The sequence below is a fragment of the Streptomyces sp. 63XJN7_1_ISO-PGPR-S23-121 genome, assembly GCF_056173025.1.
On sequence record NZ_CM149653.1, the window covers coordinates 4,161,780 to 4,183,673 of the forward strand.

The window sequence follows — 21,894 nt, forward strand, 5'->3', positions numbered from 1 at the left end:
TCAGCCCGCGTCCGCGGTGACCACGTCCCGCCGGGGCCCGCCCAGCACGACCTTGAGCGCCCCGGTGTCGGCGGCCCGTGAGAAGACGTCGTACGCCTCCTCCATGCGGTCGAGTGGGAAGGTGTGCGTCATCAGCTGGGTGAGGGGCAGCCGGCCGGCCGTGGCCATGCGCAGCAGCGTGGGTGTGGAGTGGGTGTCGACGAGACCTGTCGTGATGGTGACGTTCTTGATCCACAGGTCTTCCAGGTGCAGTGTCACCGGCTTGCCGTGCACGCCGATGTTGGCGACGTGTCCTCCGGGGCGCACCATGCGCGTGCACGTCTCGAAGGTCTCCGGCACCCCGACCGCCTCCACGACGACGTCCGCGCCGAGGCCTTCGGTGAGATCCTCGACCAGTTGCTCGGGGCCCTCCCGGGCGTCGGCCACGACCTCCGCGCCGAGCTTCCTGGCGGCCTCCAGCCGGGACGCCGCCACGTCCACGGCGATGACACGCTCGGGCGCGAACAGGCGGGCGGTGGCGATGGCGGCCAGTCCGATGGGACCGGCGCCCACCACGACGACCGTGTCCCCGGGGCGTACGCGTCCCCTGAGCACCCCCACCTCGTAGGCCGTCGGGAAGATGTCGGCGAGCATCACGGCGTCCTCGTTGGTCACCGCGCCGGGCAGGGGGTGAACGGAGAGATCGGCGTACGGGACGCGGACGTACTCCGCCTGCGCCCCGTCGATCAGGTGCCCGAGGATCCAGCCGCCGCCTCCCCGGCACTGACCGTACGCGCCCTCCCTGCAGTACCGGCACCTGCCGCAGGCGGTGATGCAGGACACCAGCACCCGGTCCCCCGGACGTACGGTCCGTACGTCGCCGCCCACTTCGACGATTTCGCCGACCGCCTCGTGTCCGAGGACGGTGCCGGGGCGGACCTCGGGGACATCGCCCTTGAGGATGTGCAGGTCGGTCCCGCAGATCGTGACGGCGTCGACTCTGACGACCGCGTCTGTGGGCTCGTCGATCTCCGGATCGGGTACTTCTTCCCAGGCGGAGCTCCCAGGGCCGTGGAACACGTAACCCTTCATCTCGTTCCTCACCCTCTCGCGGCTGTTCGGAGGTGTTCGGGAAGCGCCGCCGGCCCACCTTTCGCGCTGATCAGCGCAGGCCGGCACGGTGGCGGACGTCCACGGATTCCAGCCTGTCGGGAGTGACGACGGCGCGCTTGGGCCGGTCGGCCCCTCAAGGGGCCCGACCTCCGCGGCGAGGCCGGTCCGCCGGGGCCGCGGAAGAGGCCGGCCGGCCCCCGCCCCTCACCGTTCCGTCACCGCTCCGACCGGCCTACCGGCACCCACCAGACCAGGCGGGTGCCTCCGCCCTCCCGGCTGCCGAGTTCGAGGTCCCCGCCCAGCGTCCGCGCGCGTTCCTGCATGTTGCGCAGGCCGCTGCGGCGTCCTCCGGGCGCGAGGCCGACTCCGTCGTCACTGATCACGACCCGCACGAGCTTGCCGTCGGTCTCGAGCACCACGTCGGCACGTTCGGCGCGTGCGTGGCGGGCGACATTGGTGAGTGACTCGGAGAGCACCGCCATGATGTGGTCCGCGGTCTCCTTGGACACATACGTGTCGAGCAGACCCTCCATCCGGACACCGGGCGCGAAGCCCAGGAGCGGCGCGGCCTCACCGACCGCCCGCACCACCCGCGCGCGCAGGCCGGGAGTCGTGCCGTCGTCGCGGGAACGCAGGCCGAAGATCGTCGATCTGATGATCTTGATGGTCTCGTCCAGATCGCCCACGGCACGCAGTACACGTTCCTTGGCCGTCTCGTGCTCGATGAACCGGCCGGCGCTCTGCAGGGTCATCGCCGTGGCGAACAGGCGCTGGATCGCGAGGTCGTGGAGATCGCGGGCGATCCGGTCGCGGTCCTCCAGCAGGGCGATCTGCTCGACGTCGCGACGACGGTCCGCCAGCTCCATCGCGACGGCCGCCTGAGCGGCGAAGACCTGCAACGACTCCGTCTCCTGTGCGCTGAACTCCTCGCTGCCGGTCCCCCGGGCCAGCAGGACCACGCCCCGCACGTCTCCGCCCGAGCCGATGGGAACGGTGACCGCTGGGCCGAGGCCGTCGAAGCGCCGCGGTCCGGCCGAGATGCGTCTGTCCCGGGACACGTCCGGACTGCTCACCGGCATGCCACAGGCGAAGGCCTGGCCGACCAGGCTGCCCTCGACGGGCAGGACCATCCCCCGCAGTACCTCGGCCCCGGTCCCGATGGCCAGTTCGACCGTCAGCGAGTCGGTGCCACGTACCGGGATGGCCACCATGCCCAGCGCCGCGGCGGTGATCTCCCGGCTCCGCTCGGCGATCAGTCCCAGCACGTCGCCCTGGTCGGCGCCGGACATCAGCGTGTGCGTGATCTCGGCGTTCACCTGGAGCCACCGCTCGCGCAGCCGGGACTCCTCGTACAGCCGTGCGTTGTCGATCGCCACACCGGCCGCCACGGCCAGCGTCGACAGCACCGACTCGTCGTCCCCGTCGAACTGCAGTCCGTCACGCTTCTCGGTCAGGTACAGGTTGCCGAAGACCTGGCCGCGCACCCGGATGGGCACGCCGAGGAAGGTGTTCATGGGCGGGTGATGGGCCGGGAATCCGTACGACGCCGCATGCTCGGACAGCTTCACCAGCCGCAGTGGCGCGGGATTCCGGATCAGCTCGCCGAGAATGCCGTGCCCCTCCGGGAAGTGGCCGATGTCCGCGATCTGCTCCTCGTCGACGCCCACGGTGTGGAAGGCGGACAGCCGCTGCCCGTCGGGACCGATCACGCCGAGTGCGGCGTACTCGGCGTCGACCAGGCTCGCCGCGGCCTCGACGATGGTGCGCAGCACCTGTTCGAGCTCCAGGTCCCGCCCGACGGAGAGCACCGCCTCCAGGAGACTGTGCACACGGTCCCGCGTGCCACGGGCGGCGTCCAGGCGGGCTTGGAGCTCCCCCAGCAACTCGTCCAGCCTCAGCTGAGGCAGCTGCACATGTGCTTCACGGGCTTGTTCCGAGCTACCCACCGCTCCGCCTCCGTGGCCCTGGAGTCCCGACCGTTCCCGCTCTCCTGCCACGGTAACGGCTCAGGGCGAAGGTGGATGTCCGGCTCTCGTCCGCCACCCGCTCCTACTCGGTCACCCTCCTGCGACTCCGGCCGGTCATCGCTCAGTGCGCCGTGGACCGCATGCCGCTCTGGGCCTGTGTGGCGATGACGGCGGCCTGGATGCGGCGCTCCACGCCCAGTTTGGCGAGCAGGCGGGAGATGTGGTTCTTCACCGTCTTCTCGGCCAGGTAGAGCCTCTGGCCGATCTCGCGGTTGGTGAGTCCCTCCCCGATCAGGGCGAGGATCTCCCGCTCCCGCTCGGTGAGTCCGGGCAGGGCGTCCGGCTCCCGCTCGGGCTCGTTGCCTCCCCGCAAGCGGGCCATCAGTTTGGCCGTGGCGGTGGGGTCGAGCAGCGACTGGCCGCGGGCGACCGTACGCACGGCCGAGACGAGGTCCGATCCCCCGATCTGTTTCAGCACGTACCCCGAGGCCCCTGCCATGATCGAGTCGAGCAGCGCCTCCTCGTCGTCGAACGACGTCAGCATCAGACAGGCCAGGTCCGGCAGTCGCGAACGCAGCTCGCGGCACACGGTCACCCCGTCGCCGTCCGGCAGGCGGACGTCCAGCACCGCCACGTCCGGCCGCAGAGCGGGTACCCGCACGAGAGCCTGTTCGACGGTGGCTCCCTCTCCGACCACGGTGATGTCCGGTTCGTCGTCCAGGAGGTCGTGCACTCCGCGCCGGACCACCTCGTGGTCGTCCAGCAGGAAGACCCTGGTCGAGGTCGTCCCGCCGGCTCGCTCGCTGTCCACCATCGGCTCTCCTCGGCGTGAGTACGGACGCGAGTACCAGTCTGGCGCGCATCCGGATTCCGCGACCAGGGCCGGTCGGTCCTGTACGCCCCGCTCCCACGTACTGAAGGGAGCCGTCCGCAGCTCGCCCTCACCGAGGAGGGGCAGGTCGTCACGCGGCGGGCCGTCGAGGTGGTCCAGGAGTTGCTCCAGCAGCTTCTGGAGCCGCTCGGCGGCCTCGGGTCCGCACGGACGCGCGCGTTCACCGACGAGCTGAGGACCCTGCTCGACGCACCTCTCGCACCTTCCGCACCGAACGACGAGAGCACTCAGGGGACACCATGACCACCTCCGCTTCGACTGCCGCTGACGCCCGCTCCCTGGCCCTGGCCCACTACGCCGCCCGGGGTGTCCTGGAGCATGTCCTGGCGCGGCACGGCATCACGTTCCAGTAGCAGATCACCCTGCGCGCCGCCCTCACCGCCGACGCCCCGCGGACACCGGACGATCTCGTCGCCGAGGTCCGTGACTCGCTCAAGGCCGATCCGGCCGCCATCCGCGCCACTCTCGACGAACTGCTGGCCAAGCAGCTCCTCGTCGCCGACGGCATACACCTGCTCCCCACGGACGCGGGGCGTGAACTGACGGCCGCCGTCGGCGCCCGCATCTGGGGCGGGATACCGGCCGAGGACCTGGCGGCCGCCGGGCGCGTCCTCGCCCTGGTCAAGCAGCGCGCCGACGCGGAACTCACCGCGCCGACCGCCTGACCGGGCCGCGGGCAGGAGGGTGGCTGTGAAGGGCGGTCGCCTCCGCGGCGTAGAGCACTGCGGGGCTTCAGCCGAACGATCGTCCCCGCAGGTATGAGATGAGGCCCGGGGTCACAGTTCCCTTCACAGCCATACCTCCGACAACACTCACGGCCGCGCCTGCATTCCCGCACGCAGCGCCGCCCGCCCCGGCCACCGAGGCGGCGCGGGGCGGGCGCGGCGGGAGGGCGCGGGTCAGCCGACCTGCCACATGAAGCTGCCGCCGTTGTTCGCCGCGACGGCGAACATCACGATCATGAGGACGATGTCGACCACACCGAGTCCGATGGCCCACTTGGCCATCGTGGAACCGGTCTGCCGCAGGGCCACGGCACCGAAGACGATGGCCAGCGGACCGAGGACGATCGGCAGGGCGAACAGGCCAACGATGCCGCAGACCAGTCCCGCGATCGCCAGGCCGCCCGTCCGGCTCGTGTGGTGCGCGCTCGTTCGGCTGTAGGACGACATCGGTATCTCCCAAACTGTCGCGGTTGGCTTCTTTTATGCCTTCGGTTCCTTTCGGATTGCCCGTCCCTGCCGGGTCATGCCTCCCAACTTCCTTGACCCGGCGAAAAGTTGTCCGGCAGCTCGCCGCCTTCGGACACGGCACCCGTGGTACGGCACAGGCTTGGCCACTCCCAGCGCGGGCGGGGGTCCGCGTCTCAAGGAGGGTGCCGCACGTGGCCGTTGAGTACTGGTACGCCTCGGTCGCACGCCGGCTCGGAGCCCCACCGCGCCTCGCCCCGTGCTGCACGTACGACGTCACCGGCGCACCCTGGAAGGTACGGCGCCCGGGGCGTACCGCTGCGCGGCACCCCGACCGCGCTCGCCCTGGAGTTTCCCACTCACGAGGTGACCGACCATGAGCTCGGACGAAACGCGCGAACGGCTCCGGCTGATGCGGGAGAAGGCCAGGAACCTGGCCGACGCCGCGGAGCGGGCCGGCGATCCGCAGCAGCGTGCCCGTCTTCGCGAGGAGTCGCGCTCGCTGGAATCCCGTTGCGAGCAGGAGAGCGGCATGCGCAGCGGGGACATCTACCCCACGGAGTAGACACCGCCCCCGGCGGCGTGGGCCGGTGCGGCGCGCGCCGGGGAGGGAGTGCTGGGAAGATGGAGGCAGGGCGCCACCCGTGACGTGGCGAGGGCGGACGGGTGGTGGACACCGTGGCCGAAGCCGATGACAACTCCGGAGGAGCAGGTTCCCCGTACGCCGGCCCCTCGGGTGATCCGTTCCTGCGTACCCGGTTCGCCGTTCCCGCGCGGCCGGCCACGTTCCTGCGCCGGCAGCGGCTCGTCGAGCATCTCGACCGGGCGCTCACCACACCGCTGACCCTGGTCAACGGCGCGGCCGGGGCGGGCAAGACCCTGCTCACGGCCGACTGGGCCTCCGGACTGCGCGAACCGGTCGCCTGGCTCACCGTCGAGGCGGGAGACCGACGACCCGGGGTCTTCTGGGCCTACGTCTTCGAGTCCCTGCACGCCTGCGGGGCACGGGCGGCCGGCGTGGTCGGAGCCCCCGCGGACCCGGGCGGCGTGGGACGCGGACTGCTGGCCTCGCTCGCCGCCGAGCTGGACTCCCGTGACCGTCCCGTGGTCCTGGTGCTGGACGAGTACGACCGGATGACCTCCCCCGAGGTCGCGGAGGAGCTGGAGTTCGTACTGCACCACGCCGGACGGGGACTGCGTCTCGTCCTCGTCACCCGCACCGAACCGCTGCTTCCGCTGCACCGCTACCGGGCCGCCGGAGAGCTGACGGAGATCCGCGGCGCCGAGCTGTCGTTCACTCCCGAGGAGGCCGGTGTACTGCTGGGGCGACACGGCCTGCACCTCCCGGCACACGCCGCGTCCGCCCTGGTGGAGCGCACCCGGGGCTGGGCCGCCGGGCTGCGCCTGTCCGCGCTGGCGGCCCGGGAGACCACCGACCCCGAGCGGTACCTGAAGGAGTTCGAGGCGGGTCACAGCACGGTCGCGGACTTTCTGCTGGCCGAGGTCCTGAAGGGCAGGACGGAGGAGACGCAGGACCTGCTGCTGCGGGTCAGCATCCTGGACCGTTTCTGTCCCGGCCTGGCCGACGCCCTGACCCTGCGGACCGACGCCGAACCCCTCCTCGCGGGGCTGCACCGGGAGAACGCGTTCATCGAGCGGCTCGGGCACGCCTGGTACCGGCTGCACCCGCTCTTCCGGGAGATCCTCCGGGCCCATCTGCGCGAACGCATGCCGGGCGTCGAACCGGAACTGCACCGGCGGGCCGCGCGGTGGCTGCGCGGTGCCGGCTTCCTCCCGGAGACGCTCGCGCACGGCGCCGCCGGCGGCGACTGGGACCTCGCCGCCGGCGCGCTCGTCGACGACCTCGCGATCGGCCAGCTCTTCACGGGCCTGCACGCGAACGGCCTGACGCAGCTCTTCGCCGGCATGGGGTCCGGGGCCGGGAGCCCGGCGAGCGACCTCGTGCGGGCGGCCGGCGCGCTGTCCCGACGCGACCTCGACCAGGGGCTGACGCAGCTGCGGCGCGCGGAGGAGCGGTTGTCCGACAGCGCACCCGGCCAGGGACCGGCCCGGCTGAGCTGCACGCTGCTCGAGGCGCTCGCCGCGCGGCTGACCGGATGTCCGCCACGGGCCGAGCAGGCCTGCGCGGCCGCCGAGGAGCTGCTGCGGGAGCTGCCGGCGGAACTGCTGGACAGGCACCCGGAGCTGACCGCGCTGCTGATGACGCATGTGGGCTCGACGCGTCTCTGGGAAGGCCGTTTCGACGGCGCGCGCGCCGTCCTGACGAGGGTGGCCGGAACCCCGGGCGGGGCGGCCACGGTCCTGCCCCGTACAGATTCCGTGGGACACCTGGCGCTGCTCGACTACCTGAACGGCTGGCTCGGCCGCGCGGAACGCAGGGCCCTGGCCGCGGTGTCGGAGGGAGAGCGGGCGGGTCTGCCCCGGCCTCCCGGAGCGGGCCTCGGCCGGCTGGTCCTGGCCGCGGTGGCCGTGGACCGCCATGAACTGGACCGGGCCCGGGCCCTGCTCGACGAGACGGCCCGGCTCCCGGCGCGGGAGCACGATCCGGTGCCGACCGCGGGGCGGGCCCTCGTCACGTCGCGCCTGCTTCTCGACAGCGGCGACGTGGGCTCCGCCGTCGGGGCTGCGGAGCCCGTCGTTGCCGCGGCCGTGGCATCGCCCTGGGCCGAGAGCCACGCGGCGCTCGTCGTCTCCGCCGCCTTTCTGGCCGAAGGACGGCCGGACGAGGCCGTCCGGACGCTCCACGGCGTCTCCGGCGACCAGCCGGTGTGCGCGGTGGAGGCCGCGGCGATCCAGAGCGCCGCAGGACACACCCGGGAAGCCGTCGACCTGCTGGACACCGTTCGCGCCGAGGGACGCGCCGGCCCCGTGGTGAGCGTGGGAGCGGCACTGGTGAGGGCCCGGGCGGCCCAGGAGTCGGGGAACGCGGCGGCCGCCCGCGGGCTCGTCGCACGGGCGCTGCTCGACGCCCGGCGCGAGCGGCTGCGGCGACCCTTCCTCAAGGCAGGAGACTGGATCGGGCCGCTGCTGGCCACGGCCCCGTCGCGCGACCTGGCCGCGGGCTGGCTCGTCACCGGCCCACCGCGGCGGCAGGGTGGACGACCGCGGCCCGAGCCGGGCCCCGCGCCCCTGGTGGCGGTGGAACTGAGCGCACGCGAGCGTGACGTCCTGCGACGGCTGGCCCGCATGATGTCGACGGAGGAGATCGCCGACGATCTGTGCGTGTCGGTCAACACGGTGAAGACCCACCTCAAGAGCGCGTACCGCAAACTGGCGGTGAACCGGCGCAACGAGGCGGTGCACCGGGCTCGCGACCTCGGCCTGCTGTGACAGCGCGCCCGGGCAGCGGCCCTCCCCCGTGGAGGGTGAAGCACGCGGCGCCCTCGTCGGGTCCGATGGAAGGACGTACGCCGCGACGCGGGAACGGCGGCGGCCCGGCGCGAGGTGCGGGTCACCGCTCGGGCGTTCAGGCGCCGGCGTACCGGGCCGACTCGGCGAGGTGGACGACGTGAAACACTGGCGGGCCTTGATGGTCCTGGGCACGGCGCAGTTTCTGATGGTCCTGGACACGTCCGTCATGAACGTGTCGATCAGCCGGCTGGTCGAGGACTTCGACACGGAGGTCACCGCCATCCAGGCCGTCATCACCCTGTACGCACTGGTCATGGCCGCCTTCATGCTCATCGGCGGCCGGCTCGGCGACATCGTGGGGCGGCGCCGCATGTTCCTCACGGGGCTGGCCGTCTACGGTGTCGGGTCGGCCGTCACCGCCGTGGCGCCCACGCTGTGGGTCCTCACGCTGGGCTGGTCCGTCGTCGAGGGGCTCGGAGCCGCCATGGTGCTGCCGGCCATGGCGGCCCTGGTCGCGGAGTCCTACCGCGGACGGGACCGGGCCGTCGCCTACGCGGTCATCGGCGGGCTCGCCGGAGCCGGCATCGCGGTCGGCCCGCTGCTCGGCGGCTGGATGACGACGTACCTCACCTGGCGGCTGGTCTTCGCCGGCGAGGTCCTGGTCGTCGTGGCCGTGCTGCTGTGCCGAAGGGTGATCGCGACGCCTGCCCCGGCCGGACCGCGTCCCCGGCTGGACGGCGTCGGCGCGGTGCTGTCCGCCGCCGGGCTGGGACTGGGCGTACTCGGGGTTCTGCAGAGCAGCACCTGGGGCTGGGTGCAGCCCCGCAACCCGCCCTTCACCGTCCTCGGCTTCTCCCCCACCCTGTTCGTCGTGGGCGCCGGGGTCGCCGTGCTGGCCGTCCTCCGGTCCTGGGAGCGGCGGCGGGAGGGCCGCGGCGCCGACCCGCTGGTCCACCTGGCCCTGCTGGGCCGGCCGGTGCTGCGGGCCGGTCTGACGACGCTGCTGAGCCAGAACCTGATCCTCCTCGGGCTGTTCTTCGCCATCCCGCTGTACCTCCAGGTGGTGCAGGGCTTCGACGCCTTCCAGACGGGGCTGCGGCTGCTTCCCGTGTCCGCCACCATGCTGGTGACCTCCCTGTGCGGATCCTCGCTGGGGCGGCGGGTGGGACCGCGCCGGGTGGTGCGGCTGGCCCTGGCGATCCTGGTGGCCGCCGTCGTGTGGCTGCTGGCCACCATCGACCCGGCCATCGACGACGCGCAGTTCGCGGGAGCGATGGCCGTGCTCGGCGTGGGCGTCGGCCTCCTCGTGTCGCAGCTCGGCAACATCGTCCAGTCCGGCGTGGCCGAGGACGAGCGCAGCGAGGCCGGCGGGCTCCAGTTCACGGCCCAGAACCTGGGCTCGGCGCTGGGCACCGCGCTCATCGGGTCGATTCAGGTCGGCGCGCTGGCCCACGCCTTCACCGGCCAGGTCGCCGACGACCCGCGGCTGTCCCCGGCGGCCCGCGAGCAGGTCGGGATCCGCCTGGAGGCCGGCGTCACCTTCGTCGCCACCGACCAGGTGCGCACCGCGGCCGAGCAGGCCGGACTGCCACCTCCCGAGGTGGACGCCGTCACCGACTCCTACGCCTCCGCACAGCTGGACGGGCTGAAGGCGGCGATCCTGGCCACGGGCGGCGTCGCGCTGGTCACCTTCCTGGTCACGTCGCACCTGCCGGCCGCCCGGGCAGGCCGTCCGGACGAGCCCGTGCCCGATACCGACCCGGCCGGGACGACCGGATCGACGCGCTGAGCGGCGAAGGGGAACGCGGATGTCCGGAGGCGAGAGCGGAGCCGGAGGCGCCGCCGGCCGGCGGGAGCGGCGGACCGAGCGGCGGGCGCACGCCGACTACACCGGCGGCGTCTACGGCTCCATGCTCGCGGCCTCCGTCGTGGTCGGCGCGGGCGCCCTGGGATCGTTCCCCCGTGCCGAGCTGGTGCTGCTGCTGTTGCTCACCGGCCTGGTGTTCTGGCTGGCCCACGTCCATGCCGAGCTGTTCGGCGCGCGGCTCGCCAGGAACCCACCGGACCGTCGGGAGATCCTGCACGTGTGCCGGGACGAGTGGCCGATCGTCAAGGCGGCCGTACCGCCCGCCGCGGCCGTGGCCGTGAGCCCCTTGCTGGGGCTGGACGTCCAGGGTGCCCTGTGGCTGGCGCTGTCCGTCGCCGTCGCCGGCCAGGTGGGCTGGTCCGTCGCCGCGGCCCACCGCGCGGGCGCCTCGGGGCGGCTGATGGCCACCACCGCGTCGGTCAACGTACTGCTCGGCCTGCTGATCGTCGTCTTCAAGATCGCGGTGACGCACTGAGGCCGCGCCGGCGAGTCACCTGTACAGGGTGAGGACGCGGAGGGCCGCGAAACGGATGATCGGAGGTGGAGAGCGCCGTCCGCGCCCGAGCGCGGATGAGTTCCGAGCCCGTCCGGTGGGAGGGACCGCGCGTGCGCTACGAGATCCGAGTCGAGGGACACCTGTCGGAGACGCTGGCCAACGCGTTCCCGGAACTGGAACACGTGGTGATGTCCGGCCAGACCGTCCTGTTCGGCAGGGTCGTGGACGAGGCGCAGCTGTACGGTCTGCTCGCGCGTTGCCAGTCACTGGGGCTGCGTGTCGTCGAGATGCGGCAACTCCCGGAGTGAGAACGCGTGTCGGCGCCGGTGATCAGTGACGTTCCGTATGCGGTGCGCTGTAGTGCGGTGCCGCCGCGTGCCGGGCGAGCGCTTGATCCCGTCGGCTCCGAACGGCTGAGCATCGTCCCGGCTTGACCCTGACGCCGCTGGAGACATGACGATCGCGCTGCAGGCAACACGCGGATCGTCATCGGAGGCGCAGGACATGCGAGGCAGAGGCATTCATTACGACACCGGCACCTTTCCCAACGGCGACACCTCCCGCCCCGTCTTCGACGCCGACGTCGTCGCGCGGGACATACGGGTCATCGCCGATGATCTGCATTGCACCGCGATCCGCATCACGGGCGGTGACCCGGAGCGGATCGAGACCACCGCACGGCATGCGGCGACCGCCGGGCTGGAGGTCTGGTTCTCGCCGTTCCCGTGCGAGATGACCGACGAACAGATGATTCCGTACTTCGCCGACTGCGCCGAGCGAGCCGAGCGCCTACGTCGTGACGGCGCCGACGTCGTCCTTGTCACCGGCTGCGAACTGAGCCTGTTCGCCCGCGGATACCTGCCCGGCGACACCTTCAACGAGCGCATCCCGGTCCTGGCAGGCCCCGACCGCGAGGCCGCGCTCCGGCCCCTCCCCGAGAAGGTCAACGCCTTCCTCGGCGAGGCCGTCCGCACCGTCCGCCCCCTCTTCGCCGGACCGGTCAGTTACGCCTCGTGCCCCCTGGACGGCGTGGACTGGAGCCCGTTCGACATCGTCGGCCTGGACGCCTTCCGGGGCCTGCGCAACGCCGCCACCTACCGCGACGACCTGCGTGAGGAGTTCGTCCACGGCAAGCCGGTCGCCATCATGGAGGTCGGCTGCTGCACCTTCCACGGGGCGGGTGACTACGGCGGCTCGGGCTGGTACGTGGCCATGGGGGCGGACGGTGTCACCCCCAAGCCGGACCTGGTGCGCGACGAGAGCGAGCAGGTCCGTTGTCTCGACGAGCTCATGCCCGTCTTCGAGGACGAAGGCGTCGACTCCGTCTTCTGGTTCAGCTTCGCCGGCTTCGGCACCCCCCACCGTCTGTCCGGACCGGATCCCGACCTCGCCTCCTACGGCATCGTCAAGATCCTCGACGAGCACAGCGAGTACCCGGCGGACGCGCGCAGGTACCCCGACATGCCCTGGGAACCGAAGGAGGCGTTCCACGCCCTGGCGAGCCGCTACCAGGCCCTCGGGCAACAGAGGGCTGCCCAGCACCTGGGTATCCGGTAGGGCCGCCGAGGACCCGGTTTCGCCTGCCCGACGCGACAAGTGGTTCTCCGACACCTCCGAAGCGACTCTCAGCGACGTTCCGCCTTGATCCGGCCCGAGCGGCAGGCGGCGTTCAGGGCTTCGTGGTCCCGCTCGTTCTGGTCGGCGTACGACTGGGCGAACTCGGCGAGCGCGCGGTCGAAACGGTCGCTGCCGCCCAGGTAGGCGGCGAGCGCGAGGGGGTCGCCGGAACGGGCGTGGGCCCGCGCCAGGCAGGCCCCGCACAGGCGGCCGAAGAGCGAGAGCAGGTCGGGGCCCATGGTCTCCGGCCGCGCGATGCCCTTCCAGTCCCAGAGCTGGCGCACGTAGAAGTCCCGGCCCTGCCCGTCCAGGCCCGTGACGTGGGTCCAGCCGAGGAAGATGTCGCTGGTGGTCTGGATCAGGCGCTCCCCCGTCACGACGCGGCGGCCCTGGTTGTCGTAGCGCTCACCGCCGGTGTGGGCGGCCAGTACCGACTCCGAGGCCTCCTTGGCCTGGAGCAGCAGGGGGTCGTCGTCGTCCCTGCCGAGCAGGAGGAGCACCCAGCAGCGGGTGCCGACGCTGCCGACGCCCACCACCTTGCGGGCCATGTCCACCAGCCGGTAGTGGCGCAGCAGGTGCCGGCGCTCGGCGGGCAGCGTCCGTGCGTAACCCTCGACGAGGGACCGCAGTTCCTTCTCCCGGCCGGCCTCGGACGGGTCGGCCAGCAGGTCTTCGAGCGGGGTGATCAGCGGTGGGTCCGGTGTGATGCGCCGGCCCTCCGCCGTGAGGCGGGTGAGCTTGGCGAACGCCCTCAGGTGGGTCCGGGTGCGGGCCTTGACGGCGGCATCGCGGAGGCGGCCTCCCGCCCCCGTCTCCGTCGCCATCAGCTCTCGCACGTGGTCGGCGTCGTCCTGGGCGTACCAGATGTCCAGGGTGGGCATGCGGGCGAACTCGCGCATGCGCTGCCGGTAGGCGCCCACGCAGGCCCGCACGGTGCCGTTCTGCTCCTTGGCCGAGAACCCGTTCTCGCGCGCTGCGATCACGAACCCCGCGGCCAGACGCTTGACGTCCCACTCGAACGGTCCGGGCAGGGTCTCGTCGAAGTCGTTGATGTCGAAGACCAGGCGGCGCTCCGGCGAGGCCAGGAGCCGGAAGTTCAGCGGATGGGCGTCCCCGCACAGCTGCACCTGGAGTCCGCTGCCGGGCAGCGGCGCCAGGTCCGCCGCCATGATCCCCGCTGCGCCGCGGTAGAAGCGGAACGGCGATTCCAGCATCCGGCCGTAGCGGATCGGCACCAGTTCCGGTACGCGCTCGGCGGACTGGCTCTCCACGAGCTCGACCGGATCGGGACGTCGCTGGCCGGGCTCGTACCAGCCGTGGCACGACCGCGAGGCCCGCTTGCGGGCCTGCCTGCCGTAGGCGGCTCGCTCGGCCGGTGTCAGGGAGGCGGTGAAGGCGCCGGCTGCGGTCATGGTGTGCCTCCGGTTCCGCGGGACCGGCGTCGCCACCGCCCGTGCCCGTGCGGTTCGTCCCGCGTCTCTTCGTGTCGTCGGCACCGATCCGGCCGACGGCCCGGGTCTCCAGCTCACCGCCCCGATGGCTCGCACGGATCACCCCTGACGGGTGATCCCGGTGCCGCCGCGGGACCGCCCCGGGCGCGGGACCGGTGAACCGTCGGCGCGCCGAGCGGCTCGTGGGCGCCCGGAAGGGACGCCGTGCGCGGCCGCCACACTCACCCGCGCCGGGTGATGTCACCCGGCGCGCCTCGTGACCACTCTGGAAGAGGTACGGAACGACTCTGCCGGGCCCCGCCCGGAACGGAGGACGGACATGAGCGCACAGACCTATCTGGCGTACGACTATCCGCTGCTGGGCGCCTTCTGGACCCTGCTGCTGTTCTTCCTGTGGATCATGTGGTTCATCCTGCTCTTCCGCATCATCACCGACATCTTCCGCGACGACGGGCTGAGCGGCTGGGCGAAGACCGGCTGGCTGGTGTTCTGCATCGTCCTGCCCTTCCTGGGCGTCTTCGTCTACGTCGTCGCCCGCGGCAGGAACATGGGCCGCCGGGAGGCGGTACAGGCCCGCGCGCAGCAGGAGGAGTTCAACTCCTACATCAGGAAGACCGCGGCCGGCGGCCGCTCCAGCAGCGTCGACGAGCTCACCCGGCTCTCCGAGATCCGGGACCGGGGGGTCATCACGGACGAGGAGTTCCGCCGGGCGAAGGAACTGGTGCTGACCGGTCACGGTCCGTCGGACCACCCGGGAACCACCGGCACCGGCGCCTCCGCCCGCTGAGGCAACCGCACACCACGAATCGAGGCCGAAGAAGATGACCGCACCACACGCCCGTCCCGCACACACCGCCAGGCAGGACTGGGCGACCGGTCTGACCGCCTTCGCCGCCGTGATGCTCTTCCTCGTCGGACTGCTCGACGTCTTCCGGGGCATCATGGGGATCGCCGAGGACGACGTCTTCGTCACCACGCCCAACTACGTCTTCGCGTTCGACCTCACCGGCTGGGGCTGGGTCCACCTCGCGCTGGGCGCGCTCGCCATGGTCGTCGCCGTCGGACTGCTCAAGACGGCGATGTGGGCCCGGGTCCTCGGCGTCGCCATCGCCGGACTGGTGATCATCGCCAACTTCCTCTCCCTGCCGTACTCCCCGGTGTGGTCCGTCGTCATGATCACCATCTCCGGCTTCGTCATCTGGGCCCTGTGCGTGGTGCAGCGCGGCAGCAACCTCTACGACACCTCCGGTGACCGCGGGACGCGCTAGCGGCGAGGCGGGGAACAGGGACCGACCGGTGCGGTCACGAGGTGACGGTCCGGGACCGGAAGGAGCAGTGTCCCGCCCGCACGTCGCGTTCGCGCCTACCGTGAACAGCACACGAGACGGTCGGCGGCAGACGGGCAGCACGATGGACGGACAGCAGGTCGACTACGCGGCGGTGTTCCACGCCCTTCCCGGCATGGTCGCACTCCTCGACCGCGACCTCGTCTACGTCGACGTCAACGAGGACTTCACCCGGCTCACCGGCCGCCCCCGCGAGACGCTGATCGGCCGCCACATCTTCGACGTCTTCCCCGAGAACCCGGACGAGCGGGCCGCCACCGGCATGCGGGAGACCCGGGCGTCCCTCCTCCGCGTGATGGCCACCGGCGATCGCGACACCATGGCCGTGCTCCGCTACGACATCGAGGACTCCGACCGTCCCGGCCACTGGCGGGAACACTTCTGGAGCCCCGTCAACGCGCCCGTGACGGGCCCCGACGGCCGCGTGGCACTGATCGTGCACCGGGTGGAGGACGTCACCCAGCTCATCCGCGCCCGGGACGGCGCGGGGGACGGCGACCGTGCGCGGGTCCTGGAGTCCGAGCTGTACACCCGATCCCGCGAGCTGCACGCGGCCAACGAGAGGCTGCGCGCGTCGCAGGCCAGGGACCAGCAGGTGGCCCTCGCCCTCCAGGAGGCGATGCTCCCCTCCCTCAGGCCCGTCGGACACCACCGGGCGGCCGTGCGGTACCGGCCCGCGGTCGGCGGGCTCCGGGTGTGCGGCGACTGGTACGAATTGGTCGACCTGCCGGGGGACCGCATCGCGGTGGCCGTCGGGGACGTCGTCGGCCACGGCCTCGGCGCGGCCTGCGTCATGGGGCAACTGCGCAGTGCGCTCAGCGCGGCGGCCCTCGTCGCCGACGGCCCGGCACAGGTCCTGAAGGTCCTCGGGCTGTACGCCCGCTCGGTCGAGGGCGCGGAGTCGACCACCGTGGCGACCACCTTCGTCGACTGGCAGGACCACACCGTCACCTACAGCAGCGCCGGGCATCCCCCTCCGGTGCTGCTCGCCCCCGACGGCACGACGACCTTCCTCGACGAGGCCACCGACCCGCCGCTCGGCGCCCGCCCCGAACACGTCCCCCGACCTCAGTCCACCCTCCCCTTCACCGAGGGGGCCACCCTGGTCCTGTACACCGACGGCCTGATCGAGCGCCGAGGCGAGGACATCGACGTCGGCCTGGCCCGCCTCGCCGACTGCCTCGCCCGCCACCGCCGGGCCGACCCCGAACCCCTGGCCGACGCCCTCCTGGCCGATCTGCTGGGCGACGACGGCAACACCGACGACACGGCCATCGTCGTCGTACGCCTGTGAGCGGCCCGCCGCGTGAATGGAGAGACACCATGACTCGGACCAGCACGGACAAGGCGCACGCGCCGTTCTTCTCCCGCCCCGGCGTCCGCCGCCTCATACCGTTCGCCCTGATCACCGCGATCGCTCTGATCTTCATCTTCGAGAACCGTGCCAGTGTCGAGATCCGCCTTCTCGTTCCGATGGTGACCATGCCGCTGTGGGGCGCGCTCCTGATCGCCTGGGGCCTCGGCATGCTCGCCTGCCTCTTCACCGTGCGCCGGCGGTCCAGCCGGCACTCACGCCGGATGGGGTGACGCGGCGGTGCCGGCCGGCACGCCGGTACGCGTCGACCGGCTCCAGTGGAAAGGCCCCGGCACGGTGGCCTCCGGCGGCCGCGGGACTCGTCACTGCCGGCTGGGCCGTCCGACGCGTGCCAGGAGGACGGCGATGTCGTCCTGGGCGGGTGCGGGGGCGAAGTGGCTGAGCAGGGTGTCGCCCATGCGGTCCAGTGGGTGGTCGCCGCCGCTGAGCAGACCGGTGAGGTCGCGCAGGCGCTGGTCGAGGTCACCGCCCCTGGTCTCGATCAGGCCGTCCGTGAAGAGTACGAGGACGCTGCCCGGGGGCAGCACGACGTCGGTGGTGACGTAGGGGATGTCGCCGATCCCGAGGGGGCCCCGGGAGGCAGGCCGAGCAGGCGTGCGGTGCCGTCCGGGGTGATGAGGACGGGCGGCGGGTGCCCGGCGCACGCGAGCCGGCAGTGTCCGGTCGTGGCGTCGCAGACCGCGTACAGGCAGGTGGCCAGCATCGCGTCGTCGATCTCCTGCACGGTGCGCTCGAGGTGGCTGAGCACCTGGTCGGGCGGCAGGCCGAGGTGGGCCAGGCTGCGCACGGCGGTGCGGATCTGCCCCATGGCCGCGGCCGCGGTGATGCCGTGGCCCATGACGTCGCCGATGACCAGGGCGGCCGTACCGGGGCCCAGCGGGACGACGTCGTACCAGTCGCCGCCGACCTCGTTGACGTCCGAGGCCGGCTGGTAGCAGTGGGCGATCTCCATGCCCTGCGGCGGGCTCAGGTGCCGGGGCAGCATGCTGCGCTGCAGGATCAGGGCGGTGTCGTGCTCGCGGTGGTAGAGCCGGGCGTTGTCGATGCTGAGCGCGGCACGGGCGGCGAGCTCGCCCGCGAGCGCGAGGTCGGCGGTGCCGAAGGCGGGGCTGCCGGCGCCGCGCAGCAGGGTGGCGACGCCCAGGACGAAGCCTCGGGCGATGAGCGGGACCATCATCGTCGAGTGCACGCCCAGCCGGTGGAGCCGTCCCGGGGTGGCGGTGTGCCGGGCGGCCCGGGCCAGCGTCGCGGCGTCGAAGTGCTCCAGCAGGTAGGGGCGGCGGTCGACGAGCGACTGGGCGTAGGGCGCACCGATGGGGAAGTGGAGTGTGGCGCCGACCGGGGCGAGGGCGTCCGCGGCCGTCAATGCGCGGGCCGGAGCCTTGCCGAGCCGGCGCATGACCGCGCCGGACACCAGGCCCGTCAAGGGGTCGGCGCCCTCGATGACCTCGGCGAGGACGTCGACGGCGGCGATGTCGGCCAGGCGGGGCACGGCGACGTCGGCGAGTTCCTGCCCGGTGCGCGCCACGTCCAGTGTGGTGCCGACCCGCAGGGAGGCGTCGTTCAGCAGTTCCAGCCGGGCGCGTCCCCCGGAGGTGGCCGCGTCGTCCTCCTGGTGCGCGGTGATGTCGATGATCGACGCGCTGACCCCGAGCGGGCGGCCGCGGGGGTCGTCCAGGCGGAAGTAGGAGCAGGCCCAGACCCGGTCCAGGTCGGGGGTGGCCGGGGTGCGGCCGACGCGGCGGAAGTTCACCACCGCTTCGCCCGTGTCCAGTACCCGGCGCATCGCCGTCTCCAGCCGAGCAGCGTCTGCGCCGCCATCGCCCACTGCACCGTGCGGCCGTCGCCGTCGCAGACGACGAGCGCGACCGGCAGCACGTCCCACCAGGCCGCCTGCTCGACCGCAGTCGGCTGTTTCCGCGCCCAGGATTCCGGCATGCCGTCTCTTGATGACCAGGGCAATGACCAGGGCATTGCGTCACGTGGTTCAGCTGCGGAGCCGCCACGGTCGCCCGGTCGGGGCCGGCCGTCCTGGCCCGTCCGTCGGGAAGACCGAAGACGTCGCTCCTCTCCTGCTGTCTAACCCATGTGCCGTGAACCCGCATCCCGGCGCTCCTGTTCACCCTCGACTCGGACGTGGCCGCCGACGACCACGGCTCACCGCTCGTCGCCCCGGCCGCCGCCGAGGCGCTGGGACAGGTCACGGACACCTTCTCCGCCGCGCTGGGCGGACGCACCGGGACACTCGCCCTGGCGGAGTCGCTCTGAGGGGCGACGGGTGCCGGCCGTGCCGGCCCGCCGGGGACGCGGCGGGCCGGCCGGTCCGGCGGGCTCAGGGCAGGAGTTCCGCCACCAGCGCCGCGACCTGCGCCACCTCGATCAGGAAGCCGTCGTGGCCGCGGGGGGACTCGACGACCCGGAGGCCGTCGGCCGTGCCGATGCCGGCCGCCAGCTCCGCCTGCTGCGACAGGGGGTAGAGCCGGTCGGTGTCGACCCCGGCCACCAGGGTCCTGGCGGTCACCCGGCCCAGCGCGGCCCGCACACCGCCACGGCCCCGGCCGATGTCGTGGCTGTTCATCGCCTCGTTCAGCACCACGTAGCTGCCCGCGTCGAAGCGGCGTACCAGCTTGGCGGCGTGATGGTCGAGGTAGGACCCGACCCGGTACCGTCCGCCCGACCACGGGTCCTCCTCGGCCTGGGCGGAACGGCCGAAGCGGTCCTGGAGTTCCGGCTCGCTGCGATAGGTGACGTGGGCGAGCCGCCGGGCGAGACCGAGTCCGGCGTGCGGCCCGTGCGGATGGGCGTGGTAGTGCCCTCCGCGCCAGTGCGGGTCGGAGCGGATGGCACGCAGCTGGATGTCGGCCCAGGCGATCTGCTCGGCGCTCGCGGCGGCCGTCGTGGCGAGCAGCAGCAGCGCGTCGGTCCGTTCGGGATGCGCGACGGCCCACTCCAGCGCGCGCATGCCGCCCATCGAGCCGCCCACCACCAGGGCCCAGCGTTCGATGCCCAGTGCGTCCGCCAGGCCGGCCTCGGCGGCGACCTGGTCCCGCTGGGTCAGGAACGGGAAGTCACCGCCCCAGTGACGTCCGCCGGGACGCGGTGAGGCCGGGCCCGTGCTGCCCTGGCAGCCGCCGAGGACATTGGGGGCCACGACGAACCAGCGGTCCGTGTCGAGGGCCCGCCCGGGCCCGACGAGCCCGTCCCACCAGCCGGGAGTCGGATGTCCGGGCCCGGCGGGACCGGTCACGTGGCTGTCACCGGTGAGGGCGTGCAGCACCAGCACGGCGTTGGACCGGTCCGGAGCGAGCCGCCCCCAGGTCTCGAAGGCCAGCCGCAGGGAGGGGAGCCGGCCGCCTGCCTCCAGGCTGAGCGGCGCCTCGCGCTCGTACCACTGGCGACGCCCGGGCGGGTCCCCCTCCCGCCAGGCCCCGGAGGCCGGCGGGAAGGGGACCTGTGCAGGCGTCAGTACGGTGTTCAGGACGCGCCCTTCGCCGCCCGGAACCCGGCCTCCAGGTCGGCCTTCAGGTCGGCTAGGTTCTCGATGCCGACGGAGAGCCGCACCAGACCGGGCGAGGCGCCGGTGGCCGCGAGCTGCTCCTCGTCCAGCTGGCTGTGGGTGGTGGACGCCGGATGGATGATGAGGCTGCGGACGTCACCGATGTTGGCGAGGTGACTGAACAGTTCGACGGCGTCCACGAAGCGCTTGCCGGCCTCGACGCCGTCCCGCAGTTCAAAGGCCAGGACGGCGCCCCCGCCGCGGGGCAGGTAGCGCCGGCCGGCTTCGTACCAGCGGTTGGACGGCAGCCCCGGATAGTGGACGGCGGCGACCTCGTCGCGCTGCTCCAGCCACTCCGCGAGGGCCTGGGCGTTCGCGGAGTGCCGCTCGATGCGCAGGCTGAGTGTCTCCACGCCCTGGAGCAGCAGGAACGCGGAGTGCGGGGAGATGGCGGGGCCGAGGTCGCGCAGCAACTGGACCCTCAGCTTGACGGCGAAGGCACCGGGGCCCAGCGCGGGCCAGTAGCGCAGGCCGTGGTAGCTGGGGTCGGGCTCGGTGAAGTCGGGGAACCGGTCGGAGCGGGCGCCGAAGTCGAAGGTCCCGCCGTCGACGACGACTCCCCCGATCGTGGTCCCGTGCCCGCCGAGGAACTTGGTGGCCGAGTGGACGACGATGTCGGCGCCGTGCTCGATGGGCCGCAGCAGGTACGGGGTGGGCACGGTGTTGTCCACGATCAGCGGGACACCGGCTTCGTGCGCGACGTCGGCCACGGCCCGGACGTCGAGCACGTTGCCGCGCGGGTTGCCCAGCGACTCGGCGAACAGTGCCTTGGTGCCCGGCCGGATCGCCGCCCGCCATGCCTCGACGTCGTCCGGGTCGTCGACGAAGGACACCTCGATGCCGAACCTGGGGAGCGTGTGGCGGAACAGGTTGTACGTGCCCCCGTACAGGGAGGCGCTGGAGACGATGTGGTCACCCGAGCCGGCCAGCGTGAGAAGGGCCAGGGTCTGCGCCGCCTGCCCGGACGCCAGCGCCACCGCCGCGATTCCGCCTTCCAGGGCGGCGACGCGCTGCTCGAAGACGTCCTGGGTGGGGTTGTGGATGCGGGTGTAGATGTTGCCCGGCTCGGCGAGCGAGAACAGGTCGGCGGCGTGCCGCGTGTCCCGGAACACGAACGACGACGTCTGGTAGATCGGCGTCGCCCTGGCGCCGGTCACCGGGTCCGGTGCGGCGCCCGCGTGAATCTGCTTGGTCTCGAAGGACCAGGCCGAGGTGTCGGGCCCGGTGGACTCCTCGTCCGGCGTGTGACCGGCGGTGACGGAGTCGATCGGCTGGCTCATGGTGCTGCTCCCTTGTACGGAGGGCGGAGTGCGTGACGCGCGGGTGCGCGCCGCGGCGGGACGTCGCGGCGCGCCGACGGCGCGGGGGAAGAACCGCAAGACCGAGCGTCGTGCCCGGACGAGGGCAGCGGTCGGCGCGGCGGGGAGGAGGGACGGGCAAAGGCCCGGGCGAGGCGTCAGCCCTGAGCGGTACAGCCCGTGGTGGTGACACGCACGTAGTCGACGTGGCGGCGGGTCACGAGCACGGTCATGACGTCAGAGAAGCACACCGCCGCGCCGTGGCACCAGTACGGCGGGCGACGACGCGGATCCTGACACACGCCCGCAACACAACTGCCGTGGACGTAGTCGGGGTTGCCGCATCGGCCGGCCCGCGGCGCGGGCGATCACGGT

The 21,894-nt window shown here is 72.5% G+C and carries 19 protein-coding genes and 3 pseudogenes; 13 read left to right on the top strand and 9 right to left on the bottom strand.

Going from position 1 to position 21,894, the window contains the following annotated elements; translation table 11 throughout:
- From AC0VYN_RS18585 to AC0VYN_RS18595, 3 genes are all read right to left on the bottom strand, one after another.
- Positions 1 to 1,071 (bottom strand): zinc-dependent alcohol dehydrogenase family protein, encoded by a 1,071-nt coding sequence (locus AC0VYN_RS18585; protein ID WP_475531827.1) that lies wholly within the window; start codon positions 1,069 to 1,071, stop codon positions 1 to 3.
- A gap of 236 nt (positions 1,072 to 1,307) precedes the next feature.
- Positions 1,308 to 3,038, bottom strand: coding sequence for a sensor histidine kinase (locus tag AC0VYN_RS18590; RefSeq protein ID WP_475531828.1), 1,731 nt, complete (start codon positions 3,036 to 3,038; stop codon positions 1,308 to 1,310).
- Positions 3,039 to 3,180: 142 nt separating this feature from the next.
- On the bottom strand, positions 3,181 to 3,873 hold the full coding sequence (locus AC0VYN_RS18595; RefSeq protein ID WP_475531829.1) for a response regulator: 693 nt from the start codon (positions 3,871 to 3,873) through the stop codon (positions 3,181 to 3,183).
- 117 nt (positions 3,874 to 3,990) lie between these two features.
- Here AC0VYN_RS18595 and AC0VYN_RS18600 point away from each other — a divergent pair.
- Together AC0VYN_RS18600 and AC0VYN_RS18605 are read left to right on the top strand one after the other, a co-directional pair.
- Positions 3,991 to 4,194, top strand: a pseudogene (locus AC0VYN_RS18600) (MarR family transcriptional regulator); the annotation flags it as partial.
- Positions 4,191 to 4,616: pseudogene (locus AC0VYN_RS18605) on the top strand (MarR family transcriptional regulator). The pseudogenes AC0VYN_RS18600 and AC0VYN_RS18605, both read left to right, overlap by 4 nt.
- A gap of 234 nt (positions 4,617 to 4,850) precedes the next feature.
- On the opposite strand, the gene AC0VYN_RS18610 reads toward AC0VYN_RS18605, so the two are convergent.
- Positions 4,851 to 5,123 (bottom strand): DUF4190 domain-containing protein, encoded by a 273-nt coding sequence (locus AC0VYN_RS18610; RefSeq protein ID WP_475531830.1) that lies wholly within the window; start codon positions 5,121 to 5,123, stop codon positions 4,851 to 4,853.
- 394 nt (positions 5,124 to 5,517) lie between these two features.
- Here AC0VYN_RS18610 and AC0VYN_RS18615 point away from each other — a divergent pair, with 394 nt between their 5' ends.
- From AC0VYN_RS18615 to AC0VYN_RS18640, 6 genes are all read left to right on the top strand, one after another.
- The gene (locus AC0VYN_RS18615) at positions 5,518 to 5,706 is read left to right on the top strand and encodes a DUF6381 family protein (RefSeq protein ID WP_385466378.1); all 189 of its coding nucleotides are present in this window, start codon (positions 5,518 to 5,520) and stop codon (positions 5,704 to 5,706) included.
- A 113-nt stretch (positions 5,707 to 5,819) separates the two neighbouring features.
- Entirely contained in the window at positions 5,820 to 8,492 is a 2,673-nt protein-coding gene (locus AC0VYN_RS18620; RefSeq protein WP_475531831.1) for a winged helix-turn-helix domain-containing protein, read from the top strand.
- 178 nt (positions 8,493 to 8,670) lie between these two features.
- Positions 8,671 to 10,302, top strand: coding sequence for an MFS transporter (locus AC0VYN_RS18625; RefSeq protein WP_475531832.1), 1,632 nt, complete (start codon positions 8,671 to 8,673; stop codon positions 10,300 to 10,302).
- A 19-nt stretch (positions 10,303 to 10,321) separates the two neighbouring features.
- Positions 10,322 to 10,855 carry a hypothetical protein gene (locus AC0VYN_RS18630; protein ID WP_475531833.1) on the top strand — a complete coding sequence of 178 codons (534 nt, stop codon included), beginning with the start codon at positions 10,322 to 10,324 and terminating at the stop codon, positions 10,853 to 10,855.
- Between the two features lie 131 nt (positions 10,856 to 10,986).
- The gene (locus AC0VYN_RS18635) at positions 10,987 to 11,184 is read left to right on the top strand and encodes a hypothetical protein (RefSeq protein WP_385457304.1); all 198 of its coding nucleotides are present in this window, start codon (positions 10,987 to 10,989) and stop codon (positions 11,182 to 11,184) included.
- Between the two features lie 196 nt (positions 11,185 to 11,380).
- Positions 11,381 to 12,433 (top strand): hypothetical protein, encoded by a 1,053-nt coding sequence (locus tag AC0VYN_RS18640; RefSeq protein WP_475531834.1) that lies wholly within the window; start codon positions 11,381 to 11,383, stop codon positions 12,431 to 12,433.
- 68 nt (positions 12,434 to 12,501) lie between these two features.
- Here AC0VYN_RS18640 and AC0VYN_RS18645 read toward each other — a convergent pair whose 3' ends face one another.
- Positions 12,502 to 13,905 carry a DUF2252 domain-containing protein gene (locus AC0VYN_RS18645; RefSeq protein ID WP_475531835.1) on the bottom strand — a complete coding sequence of 468 codons (1,404 nt, stop codon included), beginning with the start codon at positions 13,903 to 13,905 and terminating at the stop codon, positions 12,502 to 12,504.
- Positions 13,906 to 14,263: 358 nt separating this feature from the next.
- Here AC0VYN_RS18645 and AC0VYN_RS18650 point away from each other — a divergent pair, with 358 nt between their 5' ends.
- From AC0VYN_RS18650 to AC0VYN_RS18665, 4 genes are all read left to right on the top strand, one after another.
- Positions 14,264 to 14,731, top strand: coding sequence for an SHOCT domain-containing protein (locus tag AC0VYN_RS18650; RefSeq protein ID WP_475531836.1), 468 nt, complete (start codon positions 14,264 to 14,266; stop codon positions 14,729 to 14,731).
- 34 nt (positions 14,732 to 14,765) lie between these two features.
- Entirely contained in the window at positions 14,766 to 15,212 is a 447-nt protein-coding gene (locus AC0VYN_RS18655) for a DUF7144 family membrane protein (protein ID WP_475531837.1), read from the top strand.
- Positions 15,213 to 15,354: 142 nt separating this feature from the next.
- Positions 15,355 to 16,584 carry a PP2C family protein-serine/threonine phosphatase gene (locus AC0VYN_RS18660; RefSeq protein WP_475536916.1) on the top strand — a complete coding sequence of 410 codons (1,230 nt, stop codon included), beginning with the start codon at positions 15,355 to 15,357 and terminating at the stop codon, positions 16,582 to 16,584.
- A gap of 29 nt (positions 16,585 to 16,613) precedes the next feature.
- Positions 16,614 to 16,877 (top strand): hypothetical protein, encoded by a 264-nt coding sequence (locus AC0VYN_RS18665; protein WP_475531838.1) that lies wholly within the window; start codon positions 16,614 to 16,616, stop codon positions 16,875 to 16,877.
- A 90-nt stretch (positions 16,878 to 16,967) separates the two neighbouring features.
- On the opposite strand, the pseudogene AC0VYN_RS18670 reads toward AC0VYN_RS18665, so the two are convergent.
- Positions 16,968 to 18,493, bottom strand: a pseudogene (locus tag AC0VYN_RS18670) (SpoIIE family protein phosphatase).
- Entirely contained in the window at positions 18,415 to 18,603 is a 189-nt protein-coding gene (locus AC0VYN_RS18675; protein ID WP_475531839.1) for a hypothetical protein, read from the bottom strand. The pseudogene AC0VYN_RS18670 and the gene AC0VYN_RS18675 overlap by 79 nt, the downstream one beginning before the upstream one ends.
- A 198-nt stretch (positions 18,604 to 18,801) precedes the next feature.
- On the opposite strand from AC0VYN_RS18675, the gene AC0VYN_RS18680 reads away from it, so the two are divergent.
- A complete protein-coding gene (locus AC0VYN_RS18680; RefSeq protein ID WP_475531840.1) occupies positions 18,802 to 18,933 on the top strand; it encodes a hypothetical protein in 132 nt (43 codons plus the stop codon).
- Positions 18,934 to 18,997: 64 nt separating this feature from the next.
- Here the strand turns inward: AC0VYN_RS18680 and metX are convergent, their stop codons facing one another.
- Together metX and AC0VYN_RS18690 are read right to left on the bottom strand one after the other, a co-directional pair.
- Positions 18,998 to 20,143: a homoserine O-acetyltransferase MetX gene (gene metX / locus AC0VYN_RS18685; RefSeq protein WP_475536917.1), complete on the bottom strand. Its 1,146-nt coding sequence runs from the start codon at positions 20,141 to 20,143 to the stop codon at positions 18,998 to 19,000.
- Complete coding sequence (locus AC0VYN_RS18690; protein WP_475531841.1) at positions 20,140 to 21,501, bottom strand: bifunctional o-acetylhomoserine/o-acetylserine sulfhydrylase; 1,362 nt, start codon at positions 21,499 to 21,501, stop codon at positions 20,140 to 20,142. The genes metX and AC0VYN_RS18690 overlap by 4 nt, the downstream gene beginning before the upstream one ends.
- Between the last annotated feature and the right edge of the window lie 393 nt (positions 21,502 to 21,894).